27 protein-coding genes are annotated in these 24,530 nt (G+C 59.1%); 4 read left to right on the top strand and 23 right to left on the bottom strand.

The window, feature by feature from the left end:
* Window positions 1-49 precede the first annotated feature (49 nt).
* From VWZ81_RS18415 to hmgA, 10 genes are all read right to left on the bottom strand, one after another.
* The gene (locus VWZ81_RS18415) at window positions 50-1,600 is read right to left on the bottom strand and encodes a cryptochrome/photolyase family protein (protein ID WP_416543484.1); all 1,551 of its coding nucleotides are present in this window, start codon (window positions 1,598-1,600) and stop codon (window positions 50-52) included.
* A gap of 146 nt (window positions 1,601-1,746) precedes the next feature.
* Window positions 1,747-3,102 carry an oxygen-independent coproporphyrinogen III oxidase gene (gene hemN / locus VWZ81_RS18410; RefSeq protein WP_416543483.1) on the bottom strand — a complete coding sequence of 452 codons (1,356 nt, stop codon included), beginning with the start codon at window positions 3,100-3,102 and terminating at the stop codon, window positions 1,747-1,749.
* A gap of 52 nt (window positions 3,103-3,154) precedes the next feature.
* Window positions 3,155-3,850: an NnrU family protein gene (locus tag VWZ81_RS18405; RefSeq protein WP_416543482.1), complete on the bottom strand. Its 696-nt coding sequence runs from the start codon at window positions 3,848-3,850 to the stop codon at window positions 3,155-3,157.
* 44 nt (window positions 3,851-3,894) lie between these two features.
* Window positions 3,895-4,581 (bottom strand): maleylacetoacetate isomerase, encoded by a 687-nt coding sequence (maiA, locus tag VWZ81_RS18400; RefSeq protein ID WP_416543481.1) that lies wholly within the window; start codon window positions 4,579-4,581, stop codon window positions 3,895-3,897.
* Between the two features lie 58 nt (window positions 4,582-4,639).
* Window positions 4,640-5,182: a VOC family protein gene (locus VWZ81_RS18395; protein WP_416538311.1), complete on the bottom strand. Its 543-nt coding sequence runs from the start codon at window positions 5,180-5,182 to the stop codon at window positions 4,640-4,642.
* Window positions 5,179-5,394, bottom strand: coding sequence for a DUF2783 domain-containing protein (locus VWZ81_RS18390; RefSeq protein WP_271907643.1), 216 nt, complete (start codon window positions 5,392-5,394; stop codon window positions 5,179-5,181). Before VWZ81_RS18390 ends, VWZ81_RS18395 begins: the two co-directional genes overlap by 4 nt.
* 5 nt (window positions 5,395-5,399) lie before the next feature.
* Window positions 5,400-7,010: an FAD-dependent oxidoreductase gene (locus tag VWZ81_RS18385; RefSeq protein ID WP_416543480.1), complete on the bottom strand. Its 1,611-nt coding sequence runs from the start codon at window positions 7,008-7,010 to the stop codon at window positions 5,400-5,402.
* Between the two features lie 150 nt (window positions 7,011-7,160).
* Window positions 7,161-8,111 carry an MBL fold metallo-hydrolase gene (locus VWZ81_RS18380; protein WP_416534672.1) on the bottom strand — a complete coding sequence of 317 codons (951 nt, stop codon included), beginning with the start codon at window positions 8,109-8,111 and terminating at the stop codon, window positions 7,161-7,163.
* 11 nt (window positions 8,112-8,122) lie between these two features.
* The gene (fahA, locus tag VWZ81_RS18375; RefSeq protein ID WP_416543479.1) at window positions 8,123-9,379 is read right to left on the bottom strand and encodes a fumarylacetoacetase; all 1,257 of its coding nucleotides are present in this window, start codon (window positions 9,377-9,379) and stop codon (window positions 8,123-8,125) included.
* Between the two features lie 106 nt (window positions 9,380-9,485).
* Window positions 9,486-10,841 (bottom strand): homogentisate 1,2-dioxygenase, encoded by a 1,356-nt coding sequence (gene hmgA / locus VWZ81_RS18370; protein WP_340546490.1) that lies wholly within the window; start codon window positions 10,839-10,841, stop codon window positions 9,486-9,488.
* A gap of 73 nt (window positions 10,842-10,914) precedes the next feature.
* Between hmgA and VWZ81_RS18365 the strand changes: the two genes are divergently transcribed.
* The 3 genes from VWZ81_RS18365 (at window position 10,915) to VWZ81_RS18355 (ending at window position 13,105) form a co-directional block, all read left to right on the top strand.
* The gene (locus tag VWZ81_RS18365; RefSeq protein WP_340546491.1) at window positions 10,915-11,355 is read left to right on the top strand and encodes a MarR family winged helix-turn-helix transcriptional regulator; all 441 of its coding nucleotides are present in this window, start codon (window positions 10,915-10,917) and stop codon (window positions 11,353-11,355) included.
* Between the two features lie 57 nt (window positions 11,356-11,412).
* Window positions 11,413-12,672 carry an adenylate/guanylate cyclase domain-containing protein gene (locus tag VWZ81_RS18360; RefSeq protein ID WP_340546492.1) on the top strand — a complete coding sequence of 420 codons (1,260 nt, stop codon included), beginning with the start codon at window positions 11,413-11,415 and terminating at the stop codon, window positions 12,670-12,672.
* A gap of 139 nt (window positions 12,673-12,811) precedes the next feature.
* Window positions 12,812-13,105, top strand: a complete 294-nt coding sequence (locus VWZ81_RS18355; RefSeq protein WP_416543478.1) for a VPEID-CTERM sorting domain-containing protein — start codon at window positions 12,812-12,814, stop codon at window positions 13,103-13,105.
* A gap of 44 nt (window positions 13,106-13,149) precedes the next feature.
* On the opposite strand, the gene xrtE is transcribed toward VWZ81_RS18355, so the two are convergent.
* From xrtE to trmD, 5 genes are all read right to left on the bottom strand, one after another.
* Entirely contained in the window at window positions 13,150-14,781 is a 1,632-nt protein-coding gene (gene xrtE / locus VWZ81_RS18350) for an exosortase E/protease, VPEID-CTERM system (RefSeq protein ID WP_416543477.1), read from the bottom strand.
* Entirely contained in the window at window positions 14,768-15,577 is an 810-nt protein-coding gene (locus tag VWZ81_RS18345; protein WP_340546495.1) for a division plane positioning ATPase MipZ, read from the bottom strand. The genes xrtE and VWZ81_RS18345 overlap by 14 nt, the downstream gene beginning before the upstream one ends.
* A gap of 223 nt (window positions 15,578-15,800) precedes the next feature.
* The gene (gene rpmE, locus VWZ81_RS18340) at window positions 15,801-16,022 is read right to left on the bottom strand and encodes a 50S ribosomal protein L31 (RefSeq protein WP_340546496.1); all 222 of its coding nucleotides are present in this window, start codon (window positions 16,020-16,022) and stop codon (window positions 15,801-15,803) included.
* A gap of 11 nt (window positions 16,023-16,033) precedes the next feature.
* Window positions 16,034-16,405, bottom strand: coding sequence for a 50S ribosomal protein L19 (gene rplS, locus VWZ81_RS18335; RefSeq protein ID WP_014876109.1), 372 nt, complete (start codon window positions 16,403-16,405; stop codon window positions 16,034-16,036).
* A gap of 298 nt (window positions 16,406-16,703) precedes the next feature.
* On the bottom strand, window positions 16,704-17,504 hold the full coding sequence (trmD, locus tag VWZ81_RS18330) for a tRNA (guanosine(37)-N1)-methyltransferase TrmD (RefSeq protein ID WP_416538318.1): 801 nt from the start codon (window positions 17,502-17,504) through the stop codon (window positions 16,704-16,706).
* A 67-nt stretch (window positions 17,505-17,571) separates the two neighbouring features.
* Here trmD and VWZ81_RS18325 point away from each other — a divergent pair, with 67 nt between their 5' ends.
* The gene (locus tag VWZ81_RS18325) at window positions 17,572-18,600 is read left to right on the top strand and encodes a phosphotransferase (RefSeq protein ID WP_416585730.1); all 1,029 of its coding nucleotides are present in this window, start codon (window positions 17,572-17,574) and stop codon (window positions 18,598-18,600) included.
* Window positions 18,601-18,605: 5 nt separating this feature from the next.
* Here the strand turns inward: VWZ81_RS18325 and rimM are convergent, their stop codons facing one another.
* The 8 genes from rimM to ffh form a co-directional block, all read right to left on the bottom strand.
* Entirely contained in the window at window positions 18,606-19,109 is a 504-nt protein-coding gene (rimM, locus tag VWZ81_RS18320) for a ribosome maturation factor RimM (protein WP_416543475.1), read from the bottom strand.
* Between the two features lie 150 nt (window positions 19,110-19,259).
* Window positions 19,260-19,901, bottom strand: coding sequence for a 5,6-dimethylbenzimidazole synthase (gene bluB / locus VWZ81_RS18315; protein WP_416541009.1), 642 nt, complete (start codon window positions 19,899-19,901; stop codon window positions 19,260-19,262).
* Between the two features lie 4 nt (window positions 19,902-19,905).
* Window positions 19,906-20,265 carry a 30S ribosomal protein S16 gene (gene rpsP, locus VWZ81_RS18310; protein WP_340546501.1) on the bottom strand — a complete coding sequence of 120 codons (360 nt, stop codon included), beginning with the start codon at window positions 20,263-20,265 and terminating at the stop codon, window positions 19,906-19,908.
* Between the two features lie 41 nt (window positions 20,266-20,306).
* Complete coding sequence (locus tag VWZ81_RS18305; protein ID WP_340546502.1) at window positions 20,307-20,615, bottom strand: chorismate mutase; 309 nt, start codon at window positions 20,613-20,615, stop codon at window positions 20,307-20,309.
* A 57-nt stretch (window positions 20,616-20,672) separates the two neighbouring features.
* The gene (locus tag VWZ81_RS18300) at window positions 20,673-21,275 is read right to left on the bottom strand and encodes a GNAT family N-acetyltransferase (RefSeq protein WP_340546503.1); all 603 of its coding nucleotides are present in this window, start codon (window positions 21,273-21,275) and stop codon (window positions 20,673-20,675) included.
* A gap of 37 nt (window positions 21,276-21,312) precedes the next feature.
* Window positions 21,313-22,059 carry a GNAT family N-acetyltransferase gene (locus VWZ81_RS18295; RefSeq protein WP_340546504.1) on the bottom strand — a complete coding sequence of 249 codons (747 nt, stop codon included), beginning with the start codon at window positions 22,057-22,059 and terminating at the stop codon, window positions 21,313-21,315.
* A gap of 67 nt (window positions 22,060-22,126) precedes the next feature.
* Entirely contained in the window at window positions 22,127-22,642 is a 516-nt protein-coding gene (locus VWZ81_RS18290) for a GNAT family N-acetyltransferase (RefSeq protein WP_340546505.1), read from the bottom strand.
* Window positions 22,643-22,647: 5 nt separating this feature from the next.
* On the bottom strand, window positions 22,648-24,177 hold the full coding sequence (ffh, locus tag VWZ81_RS18285; protein ID WP_416543474.1) for a signal recognition particle protein: 1,530 nt from the start codon (window positions 24,175-24,177) through the stop codon (window positions 22,648-22,650).
* Between the last annotated feature and the right edge of the window lie 353 nt (window positions 24,178-24,530).

The following is a 24,530-nucleotide window of genomic DNA, read 5'->3' as shown; positions in this document are numbered from 1 at the left end:
GTGATCCTGAATCGGGTTAATATTCGGCCAAATCCCCGAAAATGCCTATTTAGAGACTGTTCAGAACCTTTCTTGCACTGCTGAGATAGGCCTCCTGTTTGTCTGACGACATTCTGTCCCAGGTCCGATAGGGCTGCATCAAACGCGGGTTTCTTGACAGTTTTTCACGGTTTCGGATCAGAAAATCCCAGTACAGCGGTGTAAACGGGCAAGCCTTGGGCCCTGTTTTTTGTTTCACGTCATAGGCGCAATTCGCGCAGTAATCCGACATCTTGTTGATGTAATTTCCACTGGCGGCATAGGGCTTGGACCCTAGGAAACCGCCATCTGCAAACTGGCTCATGCCGATGACATTTGGCGCTTCAACCCATTCATAGGCATCTGCGTAGACCGCCAGATACCATTCGTGGACCTGGTGCGGGTCCACTCCAGCCAGCATGGCGAAATTGCCGGTGACCATCAGCCGCTGAATATGATGTGCATAGGCCTCGTCACGGGTCTGACTGATGGCTGCGGCCATACAGGCCATGTCGGTTCGGCCACTCCAGTAGAACTCTGGCAGGTCCCGTGTTGCCCCCAGGAAATTCATTGAGGTGTAGCCCGGCATGTTCAGCCAGTAGATACCGCGCATATACTCGCGCCAGCCGATAATCTGACGAATAAACCCTTCGACCGCATTGAGAGGAGCGCGCCCCTCATAATAGGCACGTTCGGCGCGGAGGCAGACTTCTAAAGGGCCAAGCAGGCCAATATTGATGTATTGCGCCAGAACGGAGTGGTAGAGAAACGGCTCTCCTGTCAGCATGGCATCCTGATAATCGCCAAATAGTGGCAGCGCCTCATCTACAAAATGATCTAGCGCCGCCAGGGCTTCCTTGCGGGTGACTGCGAACCAGAAGGGGGTTAGCTGTCCGAAATTGCTGGAAAACCGCTGCTCCACCAGCGCGAGTACGCCTTGCGTGATTTTGTCCGGATCGGTGTGAACAGGCTTGGGCATGAACATGTCGTTCTGGGCCGGTTTGCGGTTCTCAGAATCATAGTTCCATTTGCCACCCTCAGGGTCGTCACCCTGCATCAATAAGCCGGTTTTGCGACGCATTTCGCGATAGAAATACTCCATGCGGAGTTGTTTGCGCCCCTCCGCCCAGTTGCGGAACATCTCATGACTGGCGAGAAAGCGGCTGTCTTCAAGCATGGTCAGCTTTGCCGGTCCAGACCAGTTGGTCAGCGCCTCTTTGAGGCGATATTCTCCCGGCTCGGTGATGAGAACCTCTGTTGCCGGGGTCTGCTCCAATGCACGCTCCAGCTCGCCAATCAAGCTGCCTGAATTGTCGGGATCCTCAAGTCGCATGTACCGCAGGGCCCAACCGTCGGCGGACAGCTCATCCGCGAAGTGCCGCATGGCGGAAAAGACAAAGGCGAGTTTCTTTTTGTGGTGCGGGACATAACTGGCTTCCTCCGTAACTTCAGCCATCAGGAGGCGGTCTTTCTGTCGATCACCCTGCTGCAGAGACGAAAGATCATGCGACAGCTGATCACCCAGGATCAGAATAATCCTGCCGCGGTCATTGCTGTCCTGAGGTGTCACATTATTGGTCATGTCCCGGTACTCCGCTGGTCTGGCAGCAGATAGCGTGACCGTGAAAGCTGGCAACGGGGAAAGCTGGCAACGGCAGGGTGGTCCCGCGCAGAAAGGCGCGACAGATAAGCCAATATTCGAGACTGATCTATGTCATTTTCAAAGCGTCAAGAGGCCTGGCTGTAGCGGACACCCTCCGGTTTATGCGCGTCGAATGCGCTGGCGATGATCCGGGTCAGCGCGCGCCCTTCGGGTTTGACACGGAGGGCGTCGTCCGCCCAGGTCACCAGTTCACCGTAGGTCGCGGTGACCTCCTCCAGATCCGCAGTCAGCTGCTGGCATATGGGCCCGTACCGCTGGCGCAGTTCCGTGAGATCCAGCAGGAAATCACACATCAGCATTTCAATCGCCCGAGCCCGCACCTTGTCGATCTGGGTAAGTTGATGGCCGCGTGCGCCGGCAAGCTCGCCGGCTTCAATCCTCTGAACATAGGCGGCCGTAGCAGCTGCATTCTGCACATAGCCGCCTTCAAAGCGCGAGATCGAAGAAGCGCCAACACCGATCAGCGTCGGGCAGCGGTCATCCGTGTAACCCTGGAAGTTTCGCCGCAAGCCGCCATTTTCGCTGGCCAGGTTCAAGCGGTCCTGAGGGCGCGCAAAATGATCTATGCCGATGTTGGCAAATCCGGCAGATCGAAATGCCTCTGCGGCCAGCTCAGCCAGATGGTAGCGGGCTTCATCGCCTGGCAGCGCGGTATCATCAATCAGCTTCTGCCGTTTTGCCACCCATGGGACATGGGCATAACCAAACAGGGCGACACGATCTGGCGCCAGTGTCAGCACCTTGTCAACCGTATCCGCGATGCGTGTCGCGTCCTGATGGGGCAATCCATAGACGAGATCGGTATTCAGAGATCGAATGCCAGCCGCGCGCAGCTCAGCGACACAGGCGGCAGTGACGTCATAGGGCTGGATACGACCGATTGCTGCCTGCACCTCGGGATCAAAATCCTGAATGCCGATGCTGGCGCGGTTCATGCCTTCCTCTGCCAGAGCCGCAATCTTGTCGCCGTCTACCATTGTCGGGTCGATCTCGACTGAAAACTCGCAATCATCTGTCGGTGGTATGGCAGATTTCACCGCTTGCGCCAGCCGGTGTACCAGCGCTGGCGGCAGAATGGTCGGAGTGCCGCCTCCCCAATGCAGGCGGCCCATCTGCAACCCTTTGGGAAGTCGCTCGGCGAGAAGGGACAGTTCTTTTTCGACGGTGGCGATATAGCTTTCGACCGGGCTGAGTGTCTGAGTGCCCTGGGTTCGGCACGCACAAAACCAGCACAAGCGTTCGCAGAAGGGCACGTGTATATAGACTGACACAGGTTCCGCCGGGTCCAGCGCCGACAGTGCATGGCTCTGGAAAGCGCTATCGACGGCTGCGCTGAATACCGGCGCTGTGGGGTAGGAAGTATAGCGGGGAACGCGGCTGTCAAAAAGTCCCAGCTCGCGAAGGCGATCAATCTGTTTCATATTGCCAGATATGACCGATTTCTGAATGCAGGACTTTGCGCGAAATCAAATTTTAGACTGGCAAGGGTGAAACGCCGATCACGCGCTCATGCAAATGTAACGCGGCCGCCCAGAGCAACAGGCCAAGCGCAGCCCGTATGGCCAGATCCCGCAGGTGCTGTTGCCGCCAGCCTGAGTTGCGGATCGGGCGTAGCGAGAACACGGCGGTAGTTGCGAAATAAGCCGCTGCGTCCGCACCAAGCGTTGCGCGTGCCTTAAGGTCAAAGAGCAGGATTGCAGCACCGGCCAGGAGAAAGGATCCGCCAAACACAATGGCATGAGCCAAATCGCCGTTGGCCAGCAGATGTGACAGCGACCAAAGTGCCAGCGCCAAGAGGATCGGATGGCGGCTGAGCGCGGCGCGCCCGGGATCATCCCGCGTCGGATCGGAACTGCGCCGTCCTCCAAGCGTAAAGGGGGTTTCCACGCCCAAACCGCAGCTTGTCAGCACAAAGACCAAGGGCATTGTCAGCATCGGGGCCCATCGCAACCAATCAGATGGCGGCCAGAGTTCGACATAAGGCGCATCAGCCGCGGCTACGATGACCCAGCCGAACACTCCGAGTGACAAAAGCCCGTAGGCCGAGAAATAGGCGCGGCGACCAAGGGTTGCGATCAGTCGCCCGCGCAGATCTGCGAGGCGTGGCAGGAAATGGCTGACGATAAACACTGTCATGGCAAGGGTGAAACCCGTCCAATCGGTTGACATCAATGATCCCCTCGTCTGGCAGGAGCCGTACCGCTGGATGCGGACTATCCTATCTGTTTGTCCGTTGTAGTGGCGGAATGAACTGCATCCGGATGCGCCATCGCGAAGGCCTGATTGCTTGCACATGTGGCTTCAATCTCACCAAGACGGGGCAGGTCGTTGAAATCCACCCCCCAGCGTCGGGCGTTGTAGAGTTGTGGCATCAGGCAGAGATCTGCGAGCCCCGGACGGTCTCCGGTGCAATATGGCGCAGGGGGATATCTTTCCAGAAGCGCATTAAAAGCAATGAGACCCGGACGAATGAAGTGGCGCATCCAGCCTGCGGGCATGTCGAGAGAGTGTTCAGCATCTTGCGGCTGTGCCTCTGCACAAAGGCTGGTGGCGTAGCGGGCGACCTTCAGATTGCAGACAGGGTGCAGATCAACCGCGATGGAGTGGGCAAGGGCCTGAACCCCCGCACGCTCTGAGGGGGTGCCAGGCAGCAGGCCAAGGTTTCGGGTCTGGTCCAGGTAGTCGAGGATTGCCAGCGATTGCGTCAGGCGCAGCCCGTCGATTTCCAGCACCGGCACGAACCCTTGCGGGTTGCGGGCCAGATGCTCGGGGCCGGTTTGCTCGCCGTTGACCAGATCCACGGTTTGGCTCCGGTAGGCGATACCCGCGAGATTGAGGGCAATGCGAACACGATAGCTGGCCGATGATCGCCAGTAGTCGTAGAGTATGACATCAGACATTCCGGTCTCCCTGCATGGCCTGAGTGATCGATGGAAACACCGCCCCGCGGCCCGATCACTAAAGCTCGCTCAATTCCTTGGCGTGCAGCCATTCGGCATGTTTCGGCGCCTTCTTGGTCTTGGACCATTCTTCCAGCATTTCCCATTTCACGGAGTCCAGCTTTTGCAGCAGTGCCTGTTCCTCCGGGTCGGGGCAGGCCAGCTCCACCCGGTGGCCGTTCGGATCGAAGAAATAGATCGAGTGGAAGATCGAATGATCGGTGACGCCCAGCACCTCAACGCCGTTGGCCTCCAGATGCTCCTTGAACTGGATCAGGGTCGAGCGGTCCTTCACCTTGAAGGCGATGTGCTGCACCCAGACCGGCGTGTTGCGGTCGCGGTCCATCTCCGGCTTGGTCGGCAGCTCAAAAAAGGCCAGGACGTTGCCGTTGCCTGCATCCATGAAGATATGCATGTACGGGTCGGGTTCATGCGTCGACGGCACATGGTCCTCGGCAATGGCCAAAACAAAATCCATGTTCAGCATTTTGTTGTACCACAGGACTGTCTCCTTTGCGTCCTTGCAGCGGTAGGCGACGTGGTGGATTTGTTCGATTTTCAAGCGGAGTCCTCCCCGGTTTTCAGCGCGGCAGCAGCCAGCGCCTGTTTCAGGATCGCGCGTTTCCCGATGTGATTTGCCAGCACCAGCACCAGCCGTGCATTCAGCGCATCGCTTTCGGCCTTGCTCAGGTCCTCATGTGCGGCAAGCAGATCGGCATAGAAATCGTCGGCGCGTTCGAGGTTGGCGGCCAGGATCAGTTGGTCTTCGGTCATGGTGATCACTCCTTGCCGATGGCCCGGCGGATCGCATGCCGGAACAGGTTGTCGTCATAGCTGGGGCGGCGGGCGGCGACATGCTGGTCTGGGCGGATCAGGTAGACACCGCTTTCATGCTTGCCCAGGTAGCGGTCCTTCAGCGCCAGTGTCTTGTCGTCCTTGCTGGAGAGCGCCAATCGGGTGACCGTGATGCCGGATTCCTCAATCTCATCAGGCGCGTCGGCGTCGATGGTCAGCAGGGTGAATTTGTCGCCCAGCTTGCCAAGCAGAAACCCGTCGACCAGCGGCACATCGGGGCAGGGTGAGCCGGGCCGGGTGCGTTCCGGCCCGTTGAGCGCGTCTGCCGAATTCAGCGGTGAGCCCTCATAGGTGCAGGGCACCGACAGCCGGCCGGAGTTCACCAAAGGACGCGCGAATTCATACTGTTCGGACAGGTCCAGAACCGCATCACGCAGGACCCGGCTGACTTCCGACTTGGGGGTGATGAAATCGGTGGAGCGCGAGGAGTTCCGGATATTCTCGTCAGCGCCGTGGACGCGTTCAATGTCATAGCTGTCCAGCAGGCTTTCCGGCGCTTTGCCGTCCATCACCAGCTTGAGTTTCCAGCACAGATTGTCGGTATCTTGCAGGCCGGAGTTGGCACCGCGGGCGCCAAACGGCGAGACCTGATGCGCGGCATCGCCCGCGAACAGAACCCGGCCATGGCGGAACTGCTCCATCCGGCGACACTGGAAGGTGTAGATCGAGACCCACTCAAGTTCGAATTTCACATCTTCGCCCAGCATCGCCTTGAGTCGCGGGATCACGTTTTCGGGGCGCTTCTCACGCTCCTTGTCGATGTCCCAGCCCAGCTGAAGGTCAATGCGCCAGACCCCGTCGGGCTGCTTGTGCAGCAGTGCCGACTGCCCCTTGTTGAAGGGAGGGTCGAACCAGAACCAGCGTTCCGTCGGGAAATCCGCGTCCATGATCACATCAGCAATCAGGAAGTTGTCTTCGAACACCCGTCCGACGAAATCCAGCCCCAGCATCTGCCGGGTGGGGGAGCCGGCACCGTCGCAGGCAATCAGCCAGTCGGCTTCCAGGTTGTAGGAACCTTCTGGCGAGTCAATTTCCAGCACGGCATGGCTGGGGTGAGTGCCGATGGCAGAGACCTTGTTGCGGCCGCGGATTTCGATCGGCGCGCCTTGCTCCTGCAGCTCTCGGACCCGGTTCACCAGGTATTCCTCGAAATAATACTGCTGCAGATTGATAAATGCGGGCCGCTTGTGGCCCTCCTCAGGCAGGAGATTGAAATCGTACACCTTGCGGTCGTCGAAAAAGACTTTGCCGAGGTTCCATTGAACGCCTTTGGCGACCATCGGATCCCCGAGGCCAAGCCGATCGGCGATTTCCAGTGTCCGTTTCGAGAAGCAGATGGCGCGAGAGCCAAAACTGACCTTGTCGTTGTCGTCCAGCACAACCACGCCAATGCCCTGCTGGGCCAGGTCAATTGCGGCAGCAAGACCAACCGGCCCCGCACCGATCACGACGACGGGATGACGCACCGGCGAGGGCGCATCCTGATCGTCACTGCGTTGATAAGAATACAAGGGAACTTCAAAGATCTTGTTCATCTGGCCTCCTCCCAAATCCGGGTGCCGTCAGGCACGGCTCGACTAGCCCCCGGTCGCGGCTACGCCGAGGTTCTGGTCAAACATTTCATAGGTACTGCTGGGGCGATACGATCTGGATCAAACCGCCCCGAGTATAAATTTGCCTGGGCCTCACCCCTGCAGGGCTTCCCACATCTCCAGATCGCGCTGAGCGGTCCAGATCCGGGGGGTGTCGATGCCGCGTGCCTCGTCATAGGCACGGGCCACGTTGAAGGGCAGGCAATGCTCATAGATGGCATAATCTGCAAACTTCGGATCGCATTCTGCGCGCACCGCGTCCCAGGCTTCTTTCAGCGTGCCGTTGCGGGCTGCAACTTTCGCTGCCGGGCGGTAGGTGCTTTCAACGAAATCGCGGGTGCTTTCGACGGCGCGTTCCACCGCGTCCTTGCCCACCAGCGCGTCTCCACGACCGGGGGCAATGGCGTCGACATCATAAGCTTTGATATTGTCCAGCGTCCTGCCCCAGTCACCGAAATGCCCGTCGCCGCAGTAGCAGGCTGAGTGGTCTTCGACGATATCGCCGGTGAACATCACGTTCTGATCCGGCACGTGGATCACCGCGTCACCCGCGGTATGGGCGCGACCCAGATGCTTGATGTCGATCCGGCGATTGCCGAGGTAAACGGTCATCGAATCGCTGAAGGTGGTGGACGGCCAGGTCAGTCCGGGGATGCTCTCATGGCCTTCGAAAAGGCGCGGGAAGCGCTGGAACTCGCTGTCCCAGTCCTCCTGCCCGCGTTCGACCACCATCGAACGGGCCTTGTCCGACATGATGATGTTCTGCGCGCCAAATGCGGAAGCACCCAGTACGCGAACAGCGTGGTAATGTGTCAGCACCACATGGGTGATCGGCTTGTCGGTGACAGAGCGAACGCAGTCGATCACCTTGTTCGCAAGCCGTGGGGTCGCCTGCGCTTCGACGATCATCACAGAGTCATCGCCGATGATCACGCCGGAGTTCGGGTCGCCCTCGGCGGTAAAAGCATAAAGCCCCTCGCCGATCTCATCAAAGGTGATTTTCTTTTCGGTCATGTCCCCTTGGGACGCAAAAGCTTTTGCCATTGTGGTCTTCCTTATCTTGCGTAGGGGTCTTCAAGCGCGGGCAGCACGGTACCGGTGCAGTCGCCGAAACCGATGGTGTAGCCATCGCCTTTGGCCGCGCCTTTCAGGGTCAGCGTGTCACCGTCGGCGATGAAGGAGCGCTCCTCGCCAGTGTCCAGCGTTAGCGGCTCCTTACCGCCCCAGCTGAGTTCCAGGAGCGAGCCGCGGCTTTCCTTGGTGGGGCCGGAGATGGTGCCGGAGCCCAGAAGATCGCCCGCGTTCATCGGGCAGCCCGAGGTGGTGTGATGCGCCAGCTGCTGTGCGGCGGAGTAATACATTTCTTTGTAGTTGGTCCGCGCGATGGTTGTGGCCTCTTTGCCTTCCGGCGCCATGGTGACCTCAAGGTCGATATCATAGAGCATCGGGCCGCAATCCTTCAGGTGGTCCAGCAGTTCCACCTCACGCCCGGGCGTGTCGCAGCGGAACGGCTCCAGCGCCGTTTTGGTCACGATCCAAGGAGAGATCGTGTTGGCAGTGGCCTTGGCCTGGAACGGTCCCAAGGGCTGGTATTCCCAGGCCTGGATATCGCGCGCGGACCAGTCGTTCAGCAGCACGTAGCCAAAGATGTTGTCATCCGCTTCCTGCACGGTGATCGGGCCATCGGAGGGGGTGCCGACAATGGCGCCCATCTCCAGCTCGATATCGAAGCGCGCGCAGGGCGCCCACCGCGGCGTCTCGTCATTTGGACCTTTCAGCTGACCCCAGGGTCGGCGCACATCGGTACCGGACACCACAACGGAGGAGGCCCGCCCGTTATAGCCGATCGGGATATGCAGCCAGTTTGGCGGCAGCGCATTTTCCGGACCGCGGAACATGGTGCCGACGTTAAAGGCGTGGTTCTTGCCCGCATAGAAGTCGGTGTATTCGCTGACGGCAAAGGGCATGTGCAGCTCGGCGTCCGTAGCCGGAACCAGCAAAGGTTCGACCTTACCCTGCTCGGCAGAGCCTTCGGACAGCAGCGCTGTCAAACGGTTGCGAAGCGCAGTCCAGACGGCCGGACCTTCTTCCATAAGGTCGTTCCAATACGGAACGTCGAACAGTGGCGCATCGCTCAACTGGACCAAGCCGGTTTCCTCGGCGGCCTGCATATCGAGGATCATGTCGCCGATGGCCACGCCGCAGCGCGGATCGTCTCCATCAACAGAAAACACGCCATAAGGCAGGTTATTCAGTGGGAACGGATGGGTCGCGCTGTTGGCGGAGGTGACCCAGGATTTTGTCAAAGGCATACGTGGTCCTTTTCGTTTGAGAGCAGCTGCTCTCGTCATCTTTCCCGAAATACTCCGGGGGTGAATGCGGCCTTCAGGCCGCAGAGGGGGCAGCGCCCCCGTTGGATTACTTCTTGCCTGGTGTGCCGTCGAATTTCTTCTCGATATCGGCCCAGCAGTCGATGTAGTCATCCTGCAGCGGTGCTTCGTTCGCGGCAAAGCCTGTCAGATGCTGCGGGAAACGGGTCTCGAACATGAAGGACATTGTGTTCTCGAGCTTCTCGGGGCCGAGGTTGGAGTTCGACGCACCCTCGAACGCATTCTTGTCCGGCCCGTGCGGCAGCATCATGTTGTGCAAGGACATGCCACCCGGCGCGAACCCTTGCGGTTTGGCATCATACTGGCCGTAGATATTGCCCATTAGCTCCGACATGATGTTCTTGTGATACCACGGCGGGCGGAAGGTGTTCTCAGCCACCATCCAGCGCTCGCGGAACAGCACAAAGTCAATGTTGGCAGTGCCCGGCACCCCCGACGGTGCCGTCAGCACGGTAAAGATCGACGGGTCCGGGTGGTCGAACAGGATCGCGCCGACCGGGCAATAGGTGGTCAGGTCGTATTTGTAGGGCGCATAGTTTCCGTGCCAGGCCACCACATCCAACGGCGAGTGGCCGATCCTGGTCTCATGGAATTGACCGCACCATTTGATGGTCACGGTGGACGGCGTCTCGCGATCCTCGAACGCCGCCACCGGCGCCTTGAAGTCGCGCGGGTTGGCCATGCAGTTGGCGCCGATGGGCCCGCGGCCGGGCAACTCGAATTTCTGGCCGTAGTTCTCGCAGACAAAGCCGCGGCAGGGGCCTTCCAGCACCTCCACCCGGTACACCAGACCGCGCGGGATGATGGCGATTTCCTGCGGTGCGAGGTCGATGATACCCAGCTCAGTGGCAAAGCGCAGGCGTCCTTCCTGTGGCACCACCAAGAGTTCAGAATCGGCGGAGAAGAAGTAGCTGTCCACCATCGACTCGGTGACCAAATAGATGTGGCTGGCCATGCCGACCTGGGTGTTCACATCGCCTGCGGTGGTCATCGTGCGCATGCCGGTGAGCCAAGTCAGGCCTTCATCCGAATGCGGCACCGGATCCCAGCGGTACTGGCCCAGCGAGATCACGTCCGGATCGACGCAGGGGGCAGACTTCCAATGCGGCAGGTCGATCTTCTGATAGCGGTGCGAATGCTTGACGGACGGGCGGATGCGGTAGCACCAGGTCCGCTCCGGCACATCGGCGGTAAAAGCGGTGCCGCTCAGCTGTTCGCCGTAAAGACCATAGTTGCACTTTTGCGGGCTGTTCATGCCTTGCGGCAGCGCACCGGGCAGCGCCTCGGTTTCAAAATCATTGGCAAAGCCCGGCATATAGCCCTCGTGTGGCCCGGTAAGGGACGGGGCCTGGATCATTTTGTGGGCATCGACTTTGCGATTCATGGCGCGCTCCTTTTCTTAACTCTCTGTTTCGGTAATAGTTGATTTTGTAACTAACAAGGCATAGGTCACCCTCATGACCGAAAAAGATGACTTCGCGCTGCAGGATTTCTTACCCTATCTCCTCAATCGCGCCGCAGAAGAGAGCTCGCTTGAGTTTCAACAACACTACAAGAATCGCTACGGGATGCTCCGTACCGAATGGCGGGTCCTGTTTCATTTGGGCAGCTACGGGCGCATGACCGCAAAGGAAATTGGCCAGCGCGCCAAAATCCATAAGACCAAGATCAGCCGTGCCGTTGCGAAGCTCGCCGAGCGTCGATTTGTATTGCGTCACCGGGATGAACGAGACCGACGATCGGAGCATCTGGAACTGACCCCGCAGGGGCAGGCCGCCTATCGCGATCTTCGGGAGCAGGCCGCCATCTATGATGGGCAGCTTGCATCCCGACTCAGCGAAGGTGAAAGCGAGGCGCTACGCCACATGCTGCGCAAACTGGCCGGAATTGAACCATAGACATCCGTTGGTTGAGGCTTCAGATTGGGCCGGAACCACAATGTGAGGCCGTGCACAATGACGGATGCTGCTCTGCGCGCCACGCCGATAATCGACTGGCTGACTGCTGAAGGACTAAGAGGGGCAAGCCGTCAGGAGATGCTGCAAGGCTTTTGCCAGAGGCTTGCTGACGACGGCGTGCCGCTCCTGCGGTTTCATCTGGCGCAGCGTGCCTATCACCCAAAATACGGTGGTATCGGCTTTAGCTGGACCCGCGCGGACGGCTTGTCGCATGAATTTTATGAACACAGCGATACACCGCGGGATGAGTGGCTCTACAGCACCTTCTATTATATGTTGGAACGCCAAGTGCCTGAGTTTCGCACCAAACTGACCGGGCATGTGCTGGAGCGGTTTCCTGCGCTAGCGCAGTTCAAACAGCGCGGGGCCACGGATTACTTTGCGCTGGCAATGCGCTTTGGTGATTTTGCCGATGCCCCTTTTGATCCTAAGCGGCCGGGAGAGGGCATCCTGTCATCCTGGTCAACCGATCATCTCGATGGTTTCTCAGAGGCGGATCTCACGTTGATCCGTTTTATCTACCCGCATCTGGCGCTGGCGCTGCGGGCGGCCTCTGCCCAGCAGATGGCCAAGGATCTGCTTCAGGTCTATCTCGGTCGCGATGCTGGTCAGCGGGTTCTGTCAGGAGAAATACAGCGGGGCTCGTCACGCCAGATTGATGCGGTGATCTGCTATTTCGATCTGAAAGGCTTTACCCAACTGGCTGAGCAAATTCCGGGCGCCGAATTGATCGACATGATTAACGACTACTTTGGTCTGGCGGTCGAGACCATTCAGACCCATGGAGGGAATATCCTCAAATTCATGGGTGATGGCATATTGGCGATGTTTGACCTTGGCAGTATCGGCGAAGATGCAACAGCAGCGCTCGCGGCGGCCAGTGGCTTGCAGAGCAAGATACGCAATCGCAATGTTGAGCGTGCGCAGCAGGGTAACCCGGTTGCTGATTTCACGCTGGCCCTGCATGCCGGCGAAATCCTCTATGGTAATATCGGATCTGAGAACCGGTTGGATTTCACGGTGATCGGACCAACCGTCAACCTGACGGCACGGCTGTCAGGTATGCACGCCTCTGTTGGTCGCAGCATCATTGTCTCGGAACAGGTTCAACGGGCAGCCCAGCCGACCAGTCACGATCTGGTGTCGCTGGGTCGCTATATGCTGCGCGGTGTTGCCGAGCCGGTTGAGCTCTTCACGATTTACGAAGGCAGCGCAGCGGGCCTTTCTGATCGGGCGTCAGAACAACGCTCAGCCTGAACAAAGGTAAAAATTGCCATAATTTACGCATTTTTTCCGCGTAGAGCAGAGCTGGGACAGATTATGGCCAACGAGATTCGTGCAAGAAATCTTGAACTGCCATGCCTGACTTTATTGAGAGAGCAGCGAGGAAAGTGTGATGAAACTGGCAGTGCGCATACATGACCTGATAACCGTTGCGGCCGTTTTGTGTGCAACTGCCCCCATGGCATTTGCGGCTGGTGAATGGCCTGAGGCGGGCGGACCGGGCAATGGGAACGGCAATGGCAATGGTTGGGGCAATGGTTGGGGCAACGGCGGGGGCAATGGGAACGGCAACGGCAATGGCCAGACCGTGCCTGAGATCGACGTCAGCGCAGGTATGCTCGCCGTGGCTGCGGTCGCCGCTGCTTTGCTTCTGAGCTGGGAGTTGCGCCGACGCCGGTCTGTCTAGAACCAATGGCTGCCAGGGCGTCGCTTGAGTCAACCATTCTGGACCTAGATAAGTGTCCAGTTCCCGGTCGCAAAGGCAACATACGCGATCAGGGCATTTGCCACCATATGGGCCAATATGGCGGCCGGTAACCCGCCCCCACGCAGATATAGGGCGCCAAAGATTGCGCCAGCGGCCACACCAAGCGCGAAGCGGTCATGCATCAGACCGAACAGAAGGCTGCTGACAATCAAGGCGATAACCGCCCGTAGAACCTGACCCTGCCCGGCCATGCGGCGCAGCAGGTACCCGCGAAAGAAAAGCTCTTCGATGATGGGCACCAGAATTATGGTCCCGAGCAGGCGTGTCGCAATCCATAGGGTATCCCGGTGCTCTGTAATGTTGCCACGGCTGATGTCGGGTGTGGCCATCACGATCCAGACGGCTGCAATTGCGGCCCCGGCGGTGATATCCATAGGGCGTGGCCTGTAGGCCAGCGCCCTAAGGGCAGGCCAGAACAACAGCAATGCGGCTGCCATCATTGCGGTACGCAGCGGATATCCGTCTGCAGGTTCTGCCCAGATTGCAGAAACCAATACGCCGCTCAGCATCATCACGACAAAAGGCACTATGCTCGCGATCAGCATATCGGCGCGCAGCGGTGGCAGGTCGGCGGTTGCGGCGGCCACCCTAGCGGGGTTGCTCTGCAACCAGCGAGAGCGATGGGCAATCGCCAGGATCAGCAGCGCAAGACAGGTGAACATCAGCCAGCCGGCATAGCTGTGAAATCCGTTGACCGCATGCTCCGGTGCAATCCAGGCGCCGATCAGGATCAGTATAGCGATACGCGCGACATTGAAGCCCCAGCTGAGCAGCAGAGCGGCGGGAAACAGGAACAGCCAATATCGTGTCTGCCTGAGGTCGCGGCCCATCAACAGCGCATAAAGCCCCATAAAGGTCGTGACGAGGGCAAACCCTTCGACGCCTGAGCAGGGTTCGCCGATCTCCACCAGAAAACCGTCGACACGGATCAGATGCAACGCCGGATCGGACCAGACAGTGGCACCTGAGCTTTCCAGAACCCATGTCACGAGGAGGAACGTCACCGACGTCAGCGCTTCTATGTTCCAGATCGGTTCCATCATGCGAGTGATATCGGGCATGACCAGTGCCACAAGGAGCGCCAGGATCAGAGGCAGGCCGCCGCCGCGCAGCCAGACAACCCAATCTCGAAGTGGCATCAGGGCCAGCAGACCGCCTAGCCCGGCGATGCCGCCGCCTAGGCAGACCAGAATAAGGGTCGGCGAAATCCATGCGTTGATGCCGCTGGGTCCAAACAGGGCCAGCGGGACCAGCGCGATCAGAAGGCCGACGAGGTTCAGGATAACTGCCGATGGGCGTTGCGAGGCGCTCCCGACAAATGCGGCCAGCGCAGTATAGGCGCTGCGCACCAGCACAAGATAAAGGCTGAGCACGGTCAACAACGCCAGCAAACGCCCGGCGAGTGATCGCACGGTGGTACAGGCCAGATCCGCGCCGGTGAATTTGCAATGCACATTGGCCAGCAGCTGGTAGGCGACCATGACAAGCAACAGCTCGGCAATCGCCAACCCGAGGATCAGGAATAACCATCGGCTGCCCTTGCCCAACACCTGGTCGATAGGGCGCGACGCCTGTGGCTGATCAGATATCGACATCCACGCCTGGCAGATTCAGCGATTTCATCATGTCGCGCAGTTCCTGCCGTGCCGCGATGTTGGAGATATTCAGCTGTTTGACGCCAATATCCTTGAGGTCCAGCAGGGTCAGCCCGCGCGGAAACAACTCCCGGAACACCACCCGTTCCGAAAATCCGGGGGCAACGCGAAATCCGATCCGTTTCGACAGCATGGAAATCGCGCGTTCCATCTTTTCCTTGTTCACCATACGCTGAGTGCCGACCCGATTTCGGATCACAATCCAGTCAATTGGTTTCAGTCCAGCCTGCGCGCGCAACTGTCGCGCGTTCCAGACCATTTCGGAATAAACGGATGGCCCGGTGATCTTTTCACCCTTTTGGTCAGTATGCGCCAGGAGGTCGAAATCGACAAAACTGTCGTTCAGTGGCGTGATCAGCGTGTCGGCCAGGGAATGGGCGACCTGACTGAGCCGGGTGTGCGAACCCGGGCAGTCGATCAGGATAAAGTCGTTGTTGGGTTCCAGCTCGGAGACCGCCGCAGACAGCCGGTGGTCATAGATGTTCTCGCCGGGTTGCAGGCTTTCGGGATCGATTTCGGGCAGCTCATGCAGCTCCACCAGCGGCAGGTCCAGCGCGGCCTTTTCCATGAACGCCTTGCGGTTTTCCAGATAGCGCCCAAGTGAACGTTGACGCAAGTCGAGGTCCAGGGCGGCAATCTTGTATCCCAATCGGGCCAGGGTGGTTGCCACATGCATGGAAACGGTGGATTTGCCCGCGCCCCCTTTTTCGTTGCCGACGACAATAATATGCGCCACGTTCGCTTCCCCCAATCACTGCGCAAAATACCGCGCATTTTGGGATGAGTATACTGCCCGCGCGAATCGATGGAAAGCGGGATATCCGCACGTTAGGCCCTGTTTTAGGGTCTAGGTTCATCCTGCGTTAACCGGAGAGGGCGCTGCGCGGGCAGGCGTGGCACCAATAAAAAACGCCGCCCAAAATGAGCGGCGTTTTCCGAAAGAACAAGACCGGATCGGCTTAGAAGCCCAGGCCTTCGTATTTTTTCTTGAACTTCGATACGCGACCACCGGCGTCCATCAGGCGGGTCGAACCACCGGTCCATGCGGGGTGCACGGTGGGGTCGATGTCCAGCGAGAGAGTGTCACCCTCTTTGCCCCAGGTGGAGCGCATCTTGAGGATGGTGCCATCAGTCATTTTGACGTCGATGAAGTGGTATTCGGGATGGGTGTCGGCTTTCATGATACCACTCCTTACGCTTTGGCTTTGTAGTTTGTATCTTCTGCAATCCGTGCGGATTTACCGCGACGGGCGCGCAGATAGTACAGTTTCGCACGGCGAACACGGCCGCGGCGCACAACAGTGATGCTGTCGATGTTGGTCGAGTGCAGCGGGAAAACACGCTCCACACCTTCGCCAAACGAAATCTTGCGAACGGTGAACGAACCGGCGATGCCGGAGCCATTCTTGCGGCTGATGCAGACACCTTCGTAGTTCTGCACGCGCGAGCGGCTGCCTTCGGTCACTTTGTAGCCAACGCGGATGGTGTCACCGGCTTTGAAATCGGGGATCTCTTTCCCCAGGGCGGCAACTTGTTCCGCCTCCAACTGTGCGATCAGATCCATCGCAGGTCTCCTATGGTTGCTCGTGGTTTTGTCCACGAAGTTTTGCGCGGTTGCGAGAGCTCTTGGTCTTCATCGGGTCCCGCCATTTGCAGCCCGCCAGAGATCGTCCCGTTCTTTCCTGAGAGTGGGCTGACATCCCCCCAGATTGCCGAAGAAGGCGGGTCGGGGGTTTCATGATGCAACAGCACACCGGTCCATAGACGCAAAAGCGAATCCAGACAGGGCCTTCTATGCCTGTTTTGCTGGCGGATCAAGAGCCTAGGTTCAGTCTGGGACCGGCCTGTCCACTTGCGGGCGCTCACTCGGCCTTTTTGCGGTTCAGAAAGGCCTGCCAAAGGTCAGGGCGCCGCGCCTGCGTGATCTCTTCGCTCATTTTCTGGCGCCATTCAGCGATCTTGCCGTGATGGCCGGACATCAGAACATCAGGTATGGGGTGACCCTTCCAGTCTGCCGGACGGGTGTATTGCGGGTGCTCGAGCAAGCCTGAGGAGAAGCTCTCTTCCTCGGCAGAGGCTTGGTTCCCCAAGACGCCTGGGATCAGCCGAACGGTGGCATCAATCATGGCTTGGGCGGCAATCTCGCCGCCGGTCATCACAAAATCTCCCAGGGAGACTTCCTGAATGCCATAGTGCTGCAATACGCGCTCGTCGACACCCTCGAATCTCCCGCAGAGCAAGGTGACCCCGTCGCAGCGTGCGAGGTTCTGCATCAACGCCTGATCCATCCGGCGACCGCGCGGAGACAGATAGATCAGGGGCCAGTTACCGGAGGTGCCTGCCATTGTGTGTTCAATAGCGTTGCCAAGAACGTCGGCCCGCAGGACCATGCCGGCGCCGCCACCTGCCGGAGTGTCATCGACATTGCGATGCTTACCGATGCCGAATTGGCGCAGGTCAATGGTTTCCAGCTGCCATAATCCTTCCTGCAACGCCTTTCCGGTCAGGCTTTCGCCAAGTATGCCGGGGAAGGCATTCGGGAACAGCGTCATGATCTTGGCCTTCCAGACGCCGACCAGATCCGGCGTCGGCGTCATCAGCTCGCGCGGTTTAAATGAGGGGCGAATGGCTTTGCGGCCATGAGATTTGTTTTGTGCACTCATGTGGTGCTGTTTAATCCAGTTAGAACGACACGCAATAAAAAGCTTTGGTGTTTGGATGAATTCGGAAATGGCCTTTATTGTTACCGACCGTGAGTATCAGGCCGCAATCGACGATGTGCAGGCGCGCGCAAAAGCGTTCTGGCCACGTATTGCGTCGGATCTAGGTCTGCCGCCCGATGGGGTCAGTTTTCGCAGACTACAGGTGCATAGTCGGCGCCAACACTGTCGCAGTGTGCTCGAGGTCAAAACGGCCAGTGGGCAAAGCTATGTCTTGAGGGCGGTTTTTGACGAAGCCAACGCCGCGCGGCAGATCAGGTTTCTTGACCGGCATCAGCAAGCGGCGCTTGGCCTGCAATCGGTCTGCGGTGTGTCATCGCCTGACGTGCTGTGGCGAGATCAAGATAGTGCTGTAGTTTTGATGGACTTTGTCCAAGGGGATACCGCCTACCGCGAGCTGGCTATGACCGAATACGGGTTTGGTGACCGGGCAGAGGTTCTTCGACGGATTGGACATGCGGTCGCTGAATTGCACAGGGTTTCGGATGCCGGAGATATGCAATTCTGGCCAAAACCGTTTCTGAAACAGGTCTCAGCGCGGGCGGAGGCGGTACGTGCCGGGGAGTTCCAGGTCTTGAAGCCCAAGAGGTATCTGGGTCTCTGCGCGCTGCTTCACCGGGAGGCACGGCGCGCCCGTGCACAGACATTTCGTGGTGCATTGGAGCATGGAGATCTTCATCTACGCAATATCTTGATGTGCGATGGTGAGGTGTCATTCATTGACTATTCAAACCACGACGGAACATTCCCGCAGCGCGATATTGCCGATATCTGGTTGTCCAACTGCCCCGACCACCTTGCTGCAGAAGGGCGCGCGCCTGGTTTCGGAGGTGTTGCCAAAGCCGATTGGGCAGCATTTGAGGACGGCTATGGTGCAGAACTGACGACGGATCTGATCTTTAGGTTCTTCTTTACTTGGCGCCTGTTCAAGCTGTGGTCAGCGCTGGGCGGCAAACTATCGGAGCCGCGACAGAGAACAAAGGATCTCGGGGTCGCTGTTGAACATGTGCTGGAGCAGCTGTTGGCAGCTGAAGGCTGACGGGCTCAGAACACGCCGTCCGGCGGGTCTGCGATGATGCGTCCGCTGGCAAGATCGACCGTCGGCACCGCAGCCAGTGTAAAGGGCAGCAATACTGTCTTGCTGTCTGCCGGGATGGCGATTTCCAGCAGATCACTGGCGCCGTGGTTCTGCACCGATTTCACGGTCCCCAGCAGGGTCCCGCCGGTGTCGTACACCTCCAGCCCCATCAGATCGGTGTGGTAGTATTCATCATCCGGCAGGCTCGGCAGACGGTTACGCGGCGCAAACAGGCGGACCCCCTTTAGAGCATCGGCCTGCTCCTTGGTCTCGATTCCGCCGATACGGGCGGTAAACCCGTTCTTGATGGCGCGGACCAAGGTGATCGTATAGGTCTGGCTGCCGTCTTCGGTGCTGAGCGGGGAATAGTTTTCGATATCCTCGGGCATCGCACAAAAGCTCTTCAGCCGCACTTCGCCCCGCACTCCGTACGAGCCGGAAATGGCACCAACGCAAATCTGCTCAGTCATTCAGTCCATCCTTTGCAGAACCGCGCAGCAGTCCAAGTGCCGCCCGCGAGTCCGCAGCGTTCTGTTTGGTAATTGCGTTCATATAGAACGCCTGCGGTAAAGGCGATCAGAACAAAAACCGCAAGCCGTATCAATCGCCACATGGGCGGATTACCGAGTTTCGATCGGCAATGCGTTGCGCCGGGTTTCCCAACCCAGTTGTTCCAGTTCGGGCGTCTTGGACATCCGCTCCGGGTGACCAACACAGAAATAGCCGATCAGCTGCCAGTCCGCTGGCACATCCAGATCCCTGTTCAACCGTTGTGGGTCAAGGATGGATACCCAGCCCAGCCCCAGCCCTTCGGCGCGCAAGGCCAGCCAGAACAGAGTCACGGCGGTGACCACCGAATAGCGACGCATCTCCGGCATGGTGCCGGCGCCCAACTTGTGACCTTTTGTGGTGGAATCGTCGCAGTAGATCGCCAACTGAACCGGTGCTTCGCGCATGCCGGAAAGCTTCAGCTTGGCGTAGCGTTCGGCCTTGGCTTCGGAGAAACCCGCTAGCGCTTCGGCGTTTGCGCTTTCAAAATTGGCAAGTGCGGCGGCCCGGGCTGCGTCACTTTCGACGCGAATGACCCGCCATGGTTCGCTGAGACCCACGGAGGGAGCCAGCTGAATGGTGTCGAGACAGCGCGTAAGCACTGTCTCGTCCACCGGATCAGAGCGGAACCGGCGCACATCGCGCCGGACACGCATCAACAGATCAAGTTGCATGCGGAAGTCTTCAGAGAATGAATTGTCCCGCATGTTCATCAACTTACTCCGCTTCTGCAGTCGCTTCAGCAGCTTTGGCTGCTTTCTCTTCAGCACGTTCCTGAGCTTTTTTGCCCGGGGTGCCTTTCTTAGGGTTGTTGCGTTCAACCTTAGCGCGTACGCCAGCGGATTCCAACATGCGAGCGATACGATCTGTGGGCTGGGCGCCCTGGTCCAGCCAGTGCTGCACACGCTCCATGTCCATTTTCACGCGCTCTTCGCTGTCTTTCGGCAGCAGCGGGTTGTAGGTGCCCAGCTTTTCGATGAAGCGACCATCGCGCGGCATGCGGCTGTCGGCAGCCACGATGCGGTAGAAGGGACGCTTTTTCGAGCCGCCGCGGGCCAGACGAATTTTCATTGCCATGGGTTCAGTCTCCTTTAATGGCGTTTGCAGGGAAGTCCCTGTTATTCCTGGTGTTTCTTGTGGTGTCGGATGACTTCCTGAATAATGAAATTCAGGAAAGCCTTGGCGAAATCGGGGTCCAGGTCGGCCTGTTTCGCCAGGTCTTCGAGCCGTGCGATCTGCGCTGTCTCACGCGTCGGATCGGACGGGGGAAGGTCGTGTTCTGCCTTGAGTCGGCCCACCGCCTGGGTGTGCTTGAACCGCTCGCCCAACGTGTAGACGAGGATCGCATCGAGGCGATCAATACTCTCGCGGTGGCCTTTCAGCAACGCCGCTGCGCGGGCGACGGGATCTTGAGTCTCTGTCGTCATTTCTGGCTCCACAAGGCAATGAAGGCATATCGCATCAGGCAGCGTTGGGTGAATAGATCAGTCAAGCGCCCAACCCTCCGGTTTGAACATGGGATCTGCGTAGTGGCTTATCTCCATCTCGATCCCATGGGACAACTGGCTGTTTTTGAGCGCTTCTGGTGCGGGATGCCTGTAGACGGCGTCGTTGCCATCAATGGTTGCAGCGTCCTGGTCCTTCTTGGCACCCAGCCGTTCGGCAAGACGGATCGAATCCAGGTTCTTGGGGTCAATATAGCTGACCGCCCCATCCCAGCCGAGCGTATTGTAATAGTAGTTCCGTGCCGCGTGGGTTGCTTCCAGCGCATAGCCTTTACCTGCGGCATCGGGCCAGATGATCCAGGCGATCTCACGCTCGGGCCAGCCAGCAGGCATCCAGCCACCGGCCATGCCGTAAGTTTCCTCGGTGGTCTTATCGTGGATCATCCACATGCCAAAGCCACGCACCTGCCAGTGGCCGATTTCGGCGGCATAGAGCATCCAGGCCTCATAGGGGTTCAGTGGACCGCCCATGAAACGCGCACGATAGGAACTGAACGTGGCTTTGAAGTCGGGATAATCCACGGCTTCCGGGCCACGTAGAATCAGGCGCTTGGTTTCGATTACGGGGATGGACGATGGCATCAGATGCCCCCCGCGCTGAAGTCGCAGTGGCAATAGATCATTGAAGGCGCCCTGTGATTGCAGGCCGGTCCAGCAGATGTTTGCGGGGCTGATGGCGCCAGGTGCGCATATTGTGTGCAGGTGCGAGGCGGAACGATACCAATTTTTCTGGGCGGGCGCCGATTCGCTGCGCCAGGGCAATGGAGGCTGCGTTGTCCTCGGGAATGAAGGAGGCGATGCTGCTCCAGTTTTTCTCGCGGAACAGCCAGTCGAGAACGACCTCTGCGGCCTCGCTTGCGTAGCCTTTACCACGGGCATCCTCGGTCAGGTGCCACGAAAGCTCCGGCTCTGGCCAGCCCTTCGGGAACCAGGGGCCAATCATGCCGACCGGGCGCCCGGTATTGCGCTCGATGAGGGCGAACAATCCGTAACCACGCAGGTGCCAGTGGCCGATGATCGTCGCTATCGACCACCACAGCGCATCAGGATCGTCGACCGCGTCGATGAAGCGCGGCGCACCAATGCGCAGGAAGGCATCATGCGCGTCAAAACCGGCCTCCGCAGGGGAGACCAACAATAGCCTCTTCGTCATGAGGCTAGGGAAACGATTGTCTGTGTCTGGCATACCCACACTCGTTTCGGCCCCTGCCGCGCGCGCACCAGTGACCTGTTTCGGCATCAATGACGGCTCGATCATGCCAGATGCCGGGAAACAAGGGGTTAAGGCGCTGTTGCGCTGTGGCAAGGCGGCCACAGCGGAGCGGATGTGGGTAAAGACGCGTGTGGGAAGGTGGGTGGCCATCATGCGTAGGCCTCCGGTCCGCGCAGGACCAAGTGTTCGGTTTCAAGCTGAAGGATAGCCGGGATCTGCATCATGCCAGCCCCCGCAGATCATGCACGATCACCACGTCGTCGGCGCATTCGCCCTCTGCGTCGGGGTCGATAACACCGCCGAGACGCTGGCCCAGGGCGATTGATCGGTGGTTGTTCGGGTCGATAATATTGATCAGACTGTCCCAGCCGAAATTCTGTCGCGCCCAGGTCATGACAGCTTGCGCGGCCTCGGCAGCGATTCCCTTGCCTTCAGCTTCGGGGACGACGAACCAGCCCAGTTCCGGGCCGGGATAGCCGTCCGGTTGGTAAATCCCGACCTCGCCCGCATAGGCGCCGGTTTCTCGGATTTCGACACCGAAGGGGCCGTACCCACGAAGTGTCCAAAGTGCCACATCCCCGGCCCAGACTCTCCATGCTTCGCCGCGCGGCAGGATGCCACGCTCGTAGCGGGCGCGTTCGGACGCAAAGAACGCGGCCCAATGCTCAAAATCCTCAAGCTTGGGGGCGCGCAGCGTCAGGCGCTCGGTCTGAAGGGTAGGGATGGAGGCGATCATGCGGCTTATTTCTTCTTGCCGAAACCGGAGAGGCCGCCGGGCAGCCCCATGCCACCCCCAAGACCACCAAGCCCGCCGAGACCGCCGGGCAAACCGCCCTTGCCGCCCATCGCCTTGGCCGCCGCTTCCAGCGCTTTTGGGTCCATCTGGCTCGGATCCATGCCGACCATTTCGGGCATGCCACCTTTGCCGAACATGCCTTTCATAGCCTGCTTCAGCATCTTGCCTTTGCCCATCTTACCCATTTTCTTCATGACGTCGGCCATCTGGCGATGCATTTTCATGAGCTTGTTGAGGTCAGAGACCTGCATGCCGGATCCTGCTGCAATCCGTTTCTTGCGAGACGCCTGGAGCAGGGCAGGATTGGCGCGTTCTTTCTTGGTCATCGACTGGATCATGGCAATCTGCTGACGCAGAACCTTGTCGTCGAACCCCGAATCTTCAACCTGCTTGGCCATCTTCGCCATGCCAGGCATCATCTGCATCATGCCCTGCATGCCGCCCATCTGGATCATCTGCTCAAGCTGCATCTTCAGGTCATTCATATTGAATTGACCCTTCATCATGCGCTTCATCATGCGCTCAGCCTGTTCGGCCTCGATGGTTTCTTGGGCCTTTTCGACCAGTGCAACGATGTCGCCCATGCCGAGGATCCGGCCCGCGATTCGATCCGGCTCGAAGGTTTCGATGGCGTCCATTTTCTCGCCGAGACCGACAAAGCGGATCGGCTTGCCGGTGACTGCGCGCATCGACAGCGCGGCGCCGCCGCGGCCGTCGCCGTCCATCCGGGTCAGCACCACGCCGGAGATGCCGATCTTGGCGTCGAATTCCTCGGCCACTTCAACGGCGACCTGACCTGTCAGCCCGTCAACAACAAGCAGGGTTTCGCGGGGGGAAACGACATCACGGACGTCTTCGACCTCCCGCATCAACACTTCGTCGATCTGCAATCGGCCCGCCGTGTCGAGCATATAGACGTCGTAACCACCAAGCGCCGCCTGCTGTTTGGCGCGTTTGGCGATATCGACGGGTTTCTGGCCCGGAACGATGGGCAGCGTGTCGACACCGATCTGTGTGCCCAACACAGCCAGCTGGTCCATCGCGGCAGGGCGATAGACGTCAAGCGACGCCATCAGGACGCGCTTGCCTTCTTTATCTTTCAGGCGCTTGGCAAGCTTGCCGGTGGTCGTGGTCTTACCTGACCCCTGCAAACCGACCATCAGGATCGGCGCGGGAGGATTGTCGACCTTCAGCTGTCCGGGATCTTCGTCGCCGCGCAGCACGTCAACCAGTGCGTCATGGACGATCTTTACAACCTGCTGGCCGGGGGTGACCGATTTGGTCACGGCTTGGCCCGTTGCCTGCTCCTGTACGCGCTTCACAAAATCGCGGGCGACCGGCAGGGAAACATCTGCCTCGAGCAGCGCGACACGGACTTCGCGCAGGGCGGTTTTCACATCTTCTTCAGAGAGCGCGCCCTGTTTGGTCAACCGGTCGAAGACACCGGATAGGCGTTCGGATAGATTTTCAAACATGCCTGCGGCCTCCTATGCCGGTTTCGAAGTGGACGCCCCACATGTAGGGAGCAAATGATCCATGCACAATCGCCCCCACGGGCGTAACACGCTGGTGGGGGGCGATCCCTGACACGGGCAGGGACCGGAAGACTCATCATGGCTCCCGGATTTGCAGCATGCGTTACGCCTTTGTCCGGAGTGAGTCAACCCGGCGCGCCCAGACAGAGCGAGGGGGAGGCTGCCATGCGCTGGGTGCAACGGTTGACGCGAGCCACCTCCCTGAGGGAATATCGCAGGGAGACGGCACCTCGGCGACCACCTTCACAGGCGCTTATTCGGGTGTTCCCCCATATGACGAAACTACGGTGTCG

Origin of the sequence: Phaeobacter sp. JH20_34 (genome assembly GCF_048056095.1) — a bacterium.
Classification (GTDB): domain Bacteria; phylum Pseudomonadota; class Alphaproteobacteria; order Rhodobacterales; family Rhodobacteraceae; genus Phaeobacter; species Phaeobacter bryozoorum.
This window is presented reverse-complemented; position numbering and strand designations above follow the sequence as displayed.